Annotated in this window: 8 protein-coding genes and 2 pseudogenes; 8 read left to right on the forward strand and 2 right to left on the reverse strand. The window is 46.3% G+C overall.

The window, feature by feature from the left end; all coding sequences use genetic code 11:
* Nucleotides 1-228: 228 nt before the first annotated feature.
* Both WBA89_RS07890 and WBA89_RS07895 read right to left on the reverse strand, forming a co-directional pair.
* Nucleotides 229-2,016: a PAS domain-containing sensor histidine kinase gene (locus WBA89_RS07890; protein WP_424405381.1), complete on the reverse strand. Its 1,788-nt coding sequence runs from the start codon at nt 2,014-2,016 to the stop codon at nt 229-231.
* A 469-nt stretch (nt 2,017-2,485) separates the two neighbouring features.
* Nucleotides 2,486-5,650, reverse strand: a complete 3,165-nt coding sequence (locus WBA89_RS07895; protein ID WP_424405390.1) for an MASE1 domain-containing protein — start codon at nt 5,648-5,650, stop codon at nt 2,486-2,488.
* 956 nt (nt 5,651-6,606) lie between these two features.
* Between WBA89_RS07895 and WBA89_RS07900 the strand changes: the two genes are divergently transcribed.
* From WBA89_RS07900 to WBA89_RS07935, 8 genes and pseudogenes are all read left to right on the forward strand, one after another.
* A complete protein-coding gene (locus WBA89_RS07900; RefSeq protein ID WP_333382328.1) occupies nt 6,607-6,942 on the forward strand; it encodes an NADH-quinone oxidoreductase subunit K in 336 nt (111 codons plus the stop codon).
* Between the two features lie 9 nt (nt 6,943-6,951).
* Nucleotides 6,952-8,379 (forward strand): annotated as a pseudogene (locus tag WBA89_RS07905) (cation:proton antiporter).
* Nucleotides 8,376-8,759 (forward strand): Na+/H+ antiporter subunit E, encoded by a 384-nt coding sequence (locus tag WBA89_RS07910; RefSeq protein ID WP_424405383.1) that lies wholly within the window; start codon nt 8,376-8,378, stop codon nt 8,757-8,759. The pseudogene WBA89_RS07905 and the gene WBA89_RS07910 overlap by 4 nt, the downstream one beginning before the upstream one ends.
* Complete coding sequence (locus WBA89_RS07915) at nt 8,756-9,007, forward strand: hypothetical protein (RefSeq protein ID WP_333382322.1); 252 nt, start codon at nt 8,756-8,758, stop codon at nt 9,005-9,007. The genes WBA89_RS07910 and WBA89_RS07915 overlap by 4 nt, the downstream gene beginning before the upstream one ends.
* Entirely contained in the window at nt 9,004-9,306 is a 303-nt protein-coding gene (locus WBA89_RS07920) for a monovalent cation/H(+) antiporter subunit G (protein ID WP_193975370.1), read from the forward strand. Before WBA89_RS07915 ends, WBA89_RS07920 begins: the two co-directional genes overlap by 4 nt.
* Nucleotides 9,303-9,917: a DUF4040 domain-containing protein gene (locus WBA89_RS07925; RefSeq protein ID WP_424405386.1), complete on the forward strand. Its 615-nt coding sequence runs from the start codon at nt 9,303-9,305 to the stop codon at nt 9,915-9,917. The genes WBA89_RS07920 and WBA89_RS07925 overlap by 4 nt, the downstream gene beginning before the upstream one ends.
* Complete coding sequence (locus tag WBA89_RS07930) at nt 9,914-10,576, forward strand: Na(+)/H(+) antiporter subunit B (RefSeq protein WP_424405388.1); 663 nt, start codon at nt 9,914-9,916, stop codon at nt 10,574-10,576. The genes WBA89_RS07925 and WBA89_RS07930 overlap by 4 nt, the downstream gene beginning before the upstream one ends.
* Before the next feature lie 124 nt (nt 10,577-10,700).
* Nucleotides 10,701-11,191 (forward strand): annotated as a pseudogene (locus WBA89_RS07935) (cation:proton antiporter); the annotation flags it as partial.

The raw sequence follows: 11,191 nt of genomic DNA on the forward strand, positions 1-11,191 counted from the left end.
ATTATGCGATCATACTGTATCCATAACCAGGATTACATCACTCAGGAGCCGTGTGCGGTGAAAGTCGCTCTTCCCGGTTTTGTAGGAGAGATGGTGGGGGACACCCTGCCATCGACTCTCTAACAGACTGAAAACCATAAGATTGGTTTGTAGTGCGGACTTGCATACGCTCCATTTCGCGGACTGAAGTCTGCACTGCGAACAGATCGAATCTAGTCAACCAAAAAATCAACTACCATTCTCAGCCAGCGGCAAAGTAAACCAAAAAATTGCCCCAGCACCGGGACTGCTAATTACCCCAATTTCCCCGCCGTGAGCGCCTATAATTTGCCTGCAAAGATATAAACCCAAACCCAAACCCACCGAGTGTCGGGATTGATAACCCCTCACATAAAGGTCAAACAGATGTTCGCACTGTTCCGGTAATATTCCCACTCCGTCATCTTCAACCGTACAGTAAATCATGCTATTTCGGGAATTGGGAATTGGGAATTGGGAATTGGGAATTGGGAATTTTTCTATATTTTGTTTTGCTCTAATTGAATTTATCCTATCTTTTTGCCGATTAATTATTTGAGCGGAAACCGTTAAATTCAATCCGGGCATATTGTGTTTCAAAGCATTAGAAATTAAATTAGAAAACACGCGCCACAACTGAGTAGTATCAGCATTCACGGCGGGTAAATCATCCGGCACTAAATTTTTAAAAGTAGCTTGAGCCTCATTCATTAAAGGCTCCAAATCTGCCGCTGCTGCTTCCACTACCGCCCTCAAATCTAACCGATCGCAGTGCAGAAACAAACCGCCCAATTCTCCGGCGTGAACTTCCAACAGCGAATTTATCAAGCGCAACTGCTGTTCGCTACCTTGAATCATCCGATCCAAAACAGAACGGGGAATTGCGATCGCATCTCCAGTTTTTGTTTGCCAATTCTTCAGCACCATTAACATTCCCGCTACCGGGTTTCGCAAGTCGTGAGAAAGAGCGTGAATAAACAACCGCTGCGATTCTTGGGCTTGTTTCCGCTGCGTGATATCCTCCATTAAACCCTCATAATAAAGCAAGGAACCGCTGCTATCTCGTACCGCCCGCGCTTTCTCGGAAATCCAGACAATACTGCCGTCGCAGCGGTAAATTTTAGATTCAAAATCCGATACTGTGCCGCTTTCCTCGATCGATCGCAAAAACTCATTTCTGCGATCGGGATCGACGTACAACTGCCGCTCGATATCAGTAAACTTTGCCGTCACCTCTTCGGGAGAATCGCAGCCGCAAATCCGCGCCAAAGCAGGATTTGCAGTAATATAGCGGCCGTCAGGAGTGCTTTGAAAAATTCCCTCGCCGGCATTCTCAAAAATGCTGCGGTACTTCGCCTCCGCCACCTCCAATTGTTGGTAAGCAGATTCCAACTTGCGTCTGGTACTAAACTCTTTTCGTTGCAGGCATTCGTACCAATAAACCGACAAATCGCAAATCAAACAAAACCAAAACAAATACAAGTAAAACCCGGTCAACCGAAAAGCAGTATACTTAGCAAAACTTAGATTTAAAACCAAATTTATCCCGATGTGGCAGCACAAAACGCCGAGTTGAGAAATCAGGTGGAGACGCCAGCGGACTGGCATCAGCGTAGCTTGGATCAGAAACGCTAAAGTCCAGGTAAAAATCGGTAATTCTCCGGAGCCTGCGACAGCTAGCCCAAGCTGTATAATGACCGTCAGCGACCACGAAAATCCCAAAAATAGCAAACCGGGATAGCGCTGTCCAAAGGAGGTTTTTTGCAGCACAAAACAGGTCAGCAAACCTATTTCTACAGCAGCGCTAGTGTACAAATAAATATTTTTAAAGTCCTGGCGGACAAAGAATGCTTCGCCCATAAAATAGACAGTTATTGTCAAGGCAAAAAAGATGGCAATTCCGACAGCAGGGCGCAGCCGATCTTGGAGGAAGCGATTGCGCCACACCTCGTAAGCTGTTAACGCCTGAACTGATTTTGCATTGCCGAAATAGTTCATACCATTTTAGTTTTTAGATTGTATCAATTCCGGTTGCACCGTCAGGTGACTGTTGGCTGTTAAGAGGGCGGGCACTCTTGGCACCGCCCCTACTGGCTGTTGACTGTTAACTGTTGGCTGTTAAGAGGGCGGGCACTCTTGGCACCGCCCCTACTGGCTGTTGGCTGTTAAGAGGGCGGGCACGGGGGCGCCGCCCCTACTGGCTGTTGGCTGTTGGCTGTGGGTCGAAAAACTTACCCGTTGCGCTTGTGCTTTGGTTGTCGCTTGACTCGACTTTCAGGAAAGATGAGGAAGCGCGGATTTTAGATTAGAGATTAAAGAATTGGGAAAGATCGATCGCCCGAATTGACAAGCGAATTTCAAAGGTGGTACAAGCCTCCGGATTTATCCGTGGAATTAATCCAAAATCTCAAATCTCAAATCCTCAAGCCCCCGAATTTATCCGTGGGGTCAATCTAAAATCTAAAATCTAAAATCGAATGACAGCAGGTAGCGAAAACCAGAAAGTCGAGCCGCCTCCGGGAGTGCTTTCGACACCGATTTCGCCGCCGTGAGCTTTGATAATTTGCTTGGAGAGGTAAAGTCCCAAACCCAGTCCTGTTAATTGTCGGCTATTGGGGTCTTGAACGTAAAGTTCAAACAGAGATTCCCGCTGTTTGGGGCTGATTCCTACTCCATTATCTGTTACAGTACAGCGCACCATTTTTACGGTAGCTTCGGGCAATTTGTCGCCGATATTGCCAATTTGAGCCTGATACGGGGGGATTTGACAACTGCTTTCGGGGTGAAGTTCGGTCAGGGTTTCCCGATTTTTGGGGGCGGTGTCGCGCATCCCCGGACGATCGCCCGCAGCAGGTATCTGGTTCGCGATACAGCGGGCGATCGGATTATTGGAAGATGTTAAAAATTGTGAATTTTCTTCAAAATTTAGCGTTTTTTCAACTTCAATTACCTCAGCTTTAAAAGTGATATTGACTCCCGGATGATTGTGTTTGATCGCATTAGTTAGCAGATTTTCCAGCACCCGCTGCAAGTGTTTGCGATCGGCACAGACAAGCGGCAAATTTAGCGGAATTTCGCGAGTAAAGATTGCTTGATTTTTGGCTAACATTGGTGCTAAACCGGCAATAATTTCTGAAGTTAAAGGCTGCAATTCCAGCGGTGCGGGATGGATGAAAATACCTTTTACTTCGCTAGCGTGAGCGTCGAGGAGGGAATTAACCACAGTCAATTGGTGTTCGCTGGCCTGGACGATGCGCTGCAAAATCGATCGCGAAACCGGAACATCCTGTAGAGACTCACAGGAGGATTTGTTGAGCAAATTTTTCAGCAATATCAACATTCCCATCACTGGAGTGCGGAGATTGTGAGAAACTGCGTGCAAAAATAAATCTTTGAGACGGTTGCTTTCTTGCAGTTCGTGCATTTTTTGCTGCAGTTGGCTGGTGCGTTCTTCGACTTGAGATTCTAAGTTGGCATTGAGTTCTTTTACTTGCTGCAAAAGTTGGGCTTGCTGGAGGGCGATCGCCACTTGGGTAGCGAGTTTTTCTAACAAATCAATTTCAAATTCCTGCCACTGGCGGGGCCCGGAACACTGGTTGACGGCCAAGATCCCGAACAGTTCATCGCCGAGGACGATCGGCACATTTAAGGTAGCCCGAATTTGATAGTCGCTGTACAATTGGGCAACTCGATCGCCCTTTTGCACCGCAGCAGTATCGGAGACAATTCGGACGCGGTTGTTAGCATAAAAAGTTTTCTGCTTTTCGAGGTGATTCTCGTCAGTGAGCACCAACCCCACAATAGAACGGTATTGGACACCGACAGACTCAGCGACAATTTTACCGTACACCGGGCTGGGAAGATTTGCCCCGCCTGCGTCCATAATACCGATGAAAGCGCGATCGGCCTTGAAAAATTGCCGGACTTCGGCAACAGTAGTGTTGAGAATTTCTTCGAGGTGGAGGGAGTGGCGAATTCGCAGGGCCATTTCTGAGAGCAGCCGGTCGCGCTCGGAGGATGTCCGCAAAGCAGCTTCGGCGCGGTGACGTTCGGTAACGTCTTGGACTGTGGCCGCTATGATGTTTGAGTGAATTGCTGACTGTTCGCAGACAGCGCGCACTCCGCCGTCAGGGAGCAGAATTCGATAGTTGATGGAGTAGGGTTTGCGCTCAAACATCGCTTGACACTGCGATCGCGCCACCAATTCTCGGTCTTCTGGATGTACGGCTTGCAAAAAAACGGATGGTGTCGGTTTGAGAGTTCCCGGAACCAAGCCCAACAGCCGATAAAGCTCGTCCGACCACCGCAGTTCGATATTGGATGATATATTGTTTTCTGCCGATGCCGTGCAGTTTTCTGTTGGTGCAATGGCGGTGAAATTTAAATCCCAATTTCCTAACTGAGCGATGCGCTGAGCGTTAGCTAAACTGGCTTCGCGATCGCGCAGCAGAGCGGCCGTGCGGCCCAGGAACTCCAGCGCTTGCTCGCGTTCGGCCACGGCTGCAGCCAACATCAGCGCCACAAGGGCGATCGTACCGGTAAAAGCTTGTAAAAATAAAACCGCCTGTTGCAGATTTTCGCTTCTGACCAAAAACGGGCCGCCTCCCTGCACCGCTCCCAAAATCGCGATGTAAGACACGATCGAATAAGCAAAAATCGCTCCCGGCTGACGAAATCGCAAAGCGGCCCAAACTATCAGAGGAAAAGGCAAATATTCCAGCGGGTACAGAGCGCTTGCCGCCTGTGTTTTCGAGCAAAAAACTATCGAACTAACGCTAAGCAATAAAGTTAGCCACAGAGCTATTTCTGAATAATTAACAATTAAAAATCGAAGATTGTAACGGTTTTTTCCCCCCTGAAATCTGCTGGAATAATTTGTAATTTGTAATTTGTAATCATTCCATTCAAAAAATGCTTTAAAATTTGTAAAAATCCGAGATTTTAGCTCCGACCTTACACCGCTGTCCAGAACAGGCATCTTGCCTGTTCCACAATCAAATTCATCTTTTGTGGAACAGGCATCTTGCCTGTTTCTAAACAAGTAATTGAAAATAATGAAACATCTCAGTTTTAGTGGAAATTTGCAACTATTAACGGCATGGTTTAAAGTCAGGAAAACAGGAGTGAAAATCAAGATTCCCATGCCGTCTCCGAGCCATGTAGTCCACCAATTCCGAGAGAAATTGCTCCACTGAGCCCAACCAAAAATGCAAGTGCCCAAATTGCCCAGGGTAGAACCCACCAAAGTAGACCCGATGACAGCGCCCGCTACTAAAGCCAGAACATCTCGCAGTCGATCGAGCTTAGTAGAAAATCCGCTGCGACTGAGCACGGCCTCCCCAGCCAGCGCTTGCACGGTGACGCTAAAGGCCGACGTGACAATGACGGCGGAGGGTACACCATATCCGGCGGTTGAGTTTAACAGCACCGAACCGAGGGCAATTCCCGGCCACATCCGCCGCCCTTGCAGCAGCAATGTCGCCAGGGCAATACCGGCGGGCGGCCACACCGGGGAGGCTTCGGCTTTTACCAGTCCCAGTACCGACACTGCGAGTTTTCCGGTGACAAAGTAGACCAGGCCGAGGATGCCGGCGGAAAGAAGCAGTCGAGTGCGGTGGTTGAGCAGTTTCATGGTTTGTGCGATCGAATCCTCCACGGCTAGTTTTTAATTTAGGCGGCTTTGGGGCGATCGAACTTCCTCCTGGCGAGTCACCTGACTGGGGGAGAGTGCCAGAGTGGGGAAGAAAGCATTTTTTTGACACTCCCCGGCCAATCGGGCCGAGGAATGTCAATAACGTAACTTGACTGACATTGAGGCGGTTTTTTGCCGATCGACAGTGCCGTTATCCTGCGTACTTGACAAAAACCCGGTTGTTCAATTCGCTAAATTCATTAGATAATTGTACTAACGCCGCTCCGGTTGTTGTTGCGGGCGAGCGATTTGTCTGGAAAGGGCGATCGGCTTTTGTGACAATCCTTCAAAATACCGTAAAATTCATAGTTTCTGCTTAACAAACCCTGAAACCTCAAAACAAATGCACAACTATCGTGCTATTTTGAAGCGAGTAGGAATTGCATCGATCGCAATTGGGATTTTCGACATAGCATATTTTTTCTATTGCACATCACAAGAGCCGAGCTTTTTATCCAACTAAAGACAAAACTATTCGTCGCACGGATCGGAGCCAGTAATTCCCTGGCGCTCTAAAAATCGAACTATTTAAAGCTAATTCAATTAATTAAAAGTTTTCCAAAAATTATTAACAACCAAGATTCAACAGCCAACTGGAAATGAATTGTTGCGATTGCAATTTACAGCTAATAATATCATAAATCTTTGAATTTTACACTTTTAATTTTTCAGGATTGAGGGTTGATTCCCCAAAATCTAACCTCACCGCCTGACAAATTGGGCAACTTCGCAAAACAAGAGCGGTGACACGGACGAAACCGCAACTGCTGGTGCCCGATCGCACAGGCGGGCGATCGCTCGGTGAGAGTCGCTACTTTAATTTAACACGCTTCTCCAACTCGGTAGTGCCTGAGTAATGTATGATTGTAACCAAACCTTAATCCACAAAAATTTCCGTGTTAGAAGCCTTCGTATTTGCCACAATATTGTGCGGATTTTTTGGTATCATCCTTAAAAAGAACCTGGTAATGAAGATCGTCTCTATGGACGTGATGAGTACCGGTGTAATTGCCTATTATGTCGTGATTGCATCCCTCAATGGCTTGTTCACGCCAATTATGGGAGAAGTCAAAAATAGAGCTTACGCCGATCCAGTCCCCCAGGGGATCATCTTAACGGCGATCGTCATCGGCTTTTCGATTCAAGCCCTGATGCTGGTAGGTGTAATGAAGCTAGCACGAGACAATCCCACATTGGAAACCAACGAAATTGAAAAAAATAACACGCCCTAACACCCATCCATGAATATCCTGACGATCGCTTGGCTGATACTACCATCTTTTATCGGGTTCGTTATTTATCTACTCCCCAAGCTTGACAAATATCTCGCCTTGGGGGTTACCTTTGTTTCGGCAGGCTACGCGCTGCTGCTATTTCGAGAGAGTTCACCCTTAACGCTAAAATTACTAGATAATTTCGGCGTCGAATTAGTCGCAGACAATTTAAGCGCCTACTTTATTTTGACAAATGCTCTAGTAACTGCTGCTGTAATTGTCTACTGTTGGCACAGCGGTAAAACAGCTTTCTTTTACTCGATGATGATTATTTTGCACGGCAGCACAAATGCTCCCTTTGTCTGTGCAGATTTTGTCAGTTTATATGTCGCCTTAGAAGTCAGCGGGATTGCTGCTTTTCTGTTAATTGCCTATCCTCGCACCGATCGCTCGCTTTGGGTAGGTTTGCGCTATCTATTTATCAGCAACACCGCCATGCTATTTTATCTGGTGGGCGCTGTGCTAGTCTAACAAACTCATAAGTCCTTTGGTTTTGAGGGTTTAAAGGGTGCTCCGCCAGAAGCTTTAGCCCTGATATTTCTAGGATTGTTGATTAAAGGGGGGATTTTTGTATCGGGATTGTGGCTGCCGCTAACTCACTCTGAATCAGAAACCCCAGTCTCAGCATTACTATCAGGAATTGTCATCAAAGCTAGTATTTTACCGCTGTTGCGCTGTGCTTTTATTTCCGATGAGATTGATACTATCGTCAAAATTTTGGGCATAGCGACGACTTTCATGGGAACCGGCTACGCCATCTTTGAAAAAGATACAAAACGTATTCTAGCTTTGAGCACAATTTCGCAGTTAGGGTTTATCTTGGCGGCGCCTGCAGTGGGGGGATTTTATGCGCTGACACACGGCTTGGCTAAATCGATAATGTTCTTGACTGTAGGTTCATTGCCAAGTCGAAATATCAAAGAACTGCAATCTAAGCCGATGGATCCTAAAATTTGGATTGTCCTAGTTATCGCCAGCCTGTCGATTTCTGGCTTTCCCTTGTTGGCAGGATTTGGGGCCAAAGCCTTGACGCTGAAAAATCTAGCACCTTGGCAGGTAATCCCGATGAATATTGCCGCAGTTGGTACAGCAATAGTGTACGCCCGATTCATCTTTCTGCCCCGCAAAGAACCACAAGAAATCAAAATTGGTTTGTGGCAAGCAGTCATACTTTTAATTAGCGGGCTAATTATCGCAAATGCGGTGTACTTAGATGCTTACACGATTGAGAACACAATCAAAGCACTGGGGGCGATCGCTATTGGTTGGGTGATTTATGCTTTAATCATTAAACGGTTAGCGATCGCACTGCCGCGGGTAGCCGAGCAGTTCGATCATCTGATCGGTGTCATGACTCTAAGTTTGATCGTACTCTTTTGGATGGCATTACCATGATTGGATCTTTGATATTACGATTGACGATTTGGTTTTTGCTAACTTCCGATCTGAGTCTAGTAAATATCATCATCGGTGTGGTTATTGCATTTCTCCTGCCTCGCGGATACACGTCCCCGGAAAGGTTTAAGGATTGGGTGAGAGCGATCAAAAAAATCCTGATTGCGATTCCGGTAGCATACATTGAAGCCTTTGAAATAATTATCCGTCCCCACAACGAAGAAGACATCATTCTGGAACGGGTAAAACTCAAAAGGTCGCCGATCATGATATTTCTGGATGTATTTGTGATAACATTTACCCCAAAGACAATTGTTGTCCGACACAACCACGCAGGCAGCTATGAAGTTCACAGGGTTCTGCCGAGGAAAAAGCCATGAACTTGCTCCTAATTGCTATGATTGCAGCTATGCTCATCCCCATGTACGAGGCATGGAAGGATGATAATATTTGGCAGAAAATGCTGGCTTTGGCCAGTATTTCCACAAAGGCAGGAATTATGACTTTGTTCATATCTGTCTTGCGCGACGATTGGATGATTGGTGTTGTGGGGGCGATTATCCTCACTGTAGGAAATGCGGGATTAATGCTGTTGGCACATATAATAAAACGGCTGGACGACCTATGATCGATATTTTGAGTTATGTCTTGATGGTTGTAGGAGTATTCTTCTGGTTTTGGGGAACTTCTCACTTACTGGGCAAGCGATCGGTATTATTTAAGTTGCACAGTCTTTCCGTTGCCGATACCTTGGGTTCGATGCTGCTTCTGGTAGCGCTGCTGCTACAAATACCCGATGAATGGCCCCTGCTAATTTTGGCAATTATTTCCTTAGCAATCTGGAATACAATGCTGGGGTACGTTTTTGCACACTGTTCCAGTGACGAGGCCGAAAATCAGACAGAATTTCCACCAGAGACACTATGAATGATGATAGCTATATTTATATCTTGACTGCACTGTTGCCCTTGGCTGCTTGCATGGTAGTAGTTCAGGTGAATCCCTACCACGCCCTAGTCATTCGGGGCATCTTAGGTGCGATCGCAGCGTTGATCTATTCAGTTTTTGGGGCTGCAGATGTGGCTTTGACAGAAGCATTGATGGGTACGATGCTGGCAATAACGCTTTATGCGGTGGCGGTGCGATCGTCCTTGGTGATGCGTTTGGGCGTGTTGGAAGAGGAGAAAGTCGAGTCTCAGGGCGATGTTTTGAAAGTAATGTTGACGGTAGAGAGTCCCCGCGATTTTAACTCCTTGATGAAGGATTTTCGCAGAATTTTTAGCAAGTATTATCTCCGCATTGAGGTAGTACCTTTTACAAGTTTGGAGGCTTTACACCGCGCCCTGATGGAGAAAGAAGTTCATGCAACTTGTGTGCCTGTCTTAGATAGTGATGCCGCGGGTGGGGCAGAAACAAAACATTATCTAACTGTCACGAGAATCCAACGTCTGTATGACATCATGCAGCCGGAAATTTCATCAATAAACACGAGTCTAGATTATAAACTTGCTTCAGGTTTAGGGGAGGATTATCAATGAAATGGGTTTACGTTGCGGCGGGGATATTGCTTTACATCAAAATGCTGTTTTTTGCAAATCCAACGTCAGGTTTATCTGGTTTGGCAATAGTAGAATTGCTTGTCAAAGATAGTGGGATTCCGAATGCCGTGTCGGCGATAATTTTCCGAAATCGGCTGTATGACACGATTTTTGAAGTGGTGGTATTTACGATCGCCATTATGGGTGCTAAATTTCTGTTAGCGACAGAAAACCCGTCCTGCACAATTTATCAGTTTACCGATCAACCATCTATTATCTTGTCCCGTTTGGGAGCGACTATTTCGGCTTTAGTGAGTATTGAACTGTCACTGCGGGGGCATTTGAGTCCCGGTGGCGGTTTTGCGGCGGGTGTAGCCGGGGGAACTGCGATCGGCTTGGTGGCAATTACTTCATCATCCGAGTGGATGCAGCGGATTTATGAACGGTGGCACGCGGCTACATGGGAGAAGATTTCGGTGCTAGTTTTTATTGCGCTGTCAACGATCCTTTTGTGCGGGTTCGAGTTGCCGCATGGAGAGTTTGGGGCATTAGTTAGCGGTGGAGTGCTTCCTTTGCTAAACATTTTGGTGGCTTTAAAAGTTGCCTTGGGCTCGTGGGCAGTCTTGTTGATTTTTATTCACTATCGCGGCTTGTTGTGATTGATTTTAGGACTTTGAATTAAACATCGCAAGAATTGCCAGTCTTGAACAGGCTTTCGGGCCTGTTCCACAATAATTATTGGAGAAGTCTATTGAAAAAAATAACACGCCGCAACACCCATCAATGAATATCCTGACGATCGTTTGGCTGACACTACCATTTTTTATCGGGTTTGTGATTGCTCTCATTCCCAAACTTGACAAATCTCTCGCTTTGGCAGCTACCTTTGTTTCGGCAGGCTATGCGCTGCTGCTATTTCGAGAGAGTTCACCCTTAACGCTAAAATTACTAGATAATTTCGGTGTCGAATTAGTCGCAGACAATTTAAGCGCCTACTTTATCTTGACAAATGCGATCGTAACTGCTGCTGTAATTTTCTACTGTTGGGACAGCGGTAAAACAGCTTTCTTTTACTCTATGATGATTATTTTGCACGGCAGCATAAATGCTCCCTTTGTCTGTGCAGATTTTGTCAGTTTATATGTCGCCTTAGAAGTCAGCGGGATTGCAGCTTTTCTGTTAATTGCCTATCCTCGCACCGATCGCTCGCTTTGGGTAGGTTTGCGCTATCTATTTATCACCAACATAGCCATGCTATTTTATATGGTGGGCGC

Origin of the sequence: Microcoleus sp., assembly GCF_049646505.1 — a bacterium.
Taxonomy (GTDB): domain Bacteria; phylum Cyanobacteriota; class Cyanobacteriia; order Cyanobacteriales; family Microcoleaceae; genus Microcoleus.

Coding starts and splice junctions, on each gene's coding strand:
- WBA89_RS07920 (WP_193975370.1), top strand. CDS start 9,004: ATGATCGATATTTTGAGTTATGTCTTGATGGTTGTAGGAGTATTCTTC.
- WBA89_RS07925 (WP_424405386.1), top strand. CDS start 9,303: ATGAATGATGATAGCTATATTTATATCTTGACTGCACTGTTGCCCTTG.
- WBA89_RS07930 (WP_424405388.1), top strand. CDS start 9,914: ATGAAATGGGTTTACGTTGCGGCGGGGATATTGCTTTACATCAAAATG.
- WBA89_RS07895 (WP_424405390.1), bottom strand. CDS start 5,650: ATGAAACTGCTCAACCACCGCACTCGACTGCTTCTTTCCGCCGGCATC.
- WBA89_RS07910 (WP_424405383.1), top strand. CDS start 8,376: ATGATTGGATCTTTGATATTACGATTGACGATTTGGTTTTTGCTAACT.
- WBA89_RS07915 (WP_333382322.1), top strand. CDS start 8,756: ATGAACTTGCTCCTAATTGCTATGATTGCAGCTATGCTCATCCCCATG.
- WBA89_RS07890 (WP_424405381.1), bottom strand. CDS start 2,016: ATGAACTATTTCGGCAATGCAAAATCAGTTCAGGCGTTAACAGCTTAC.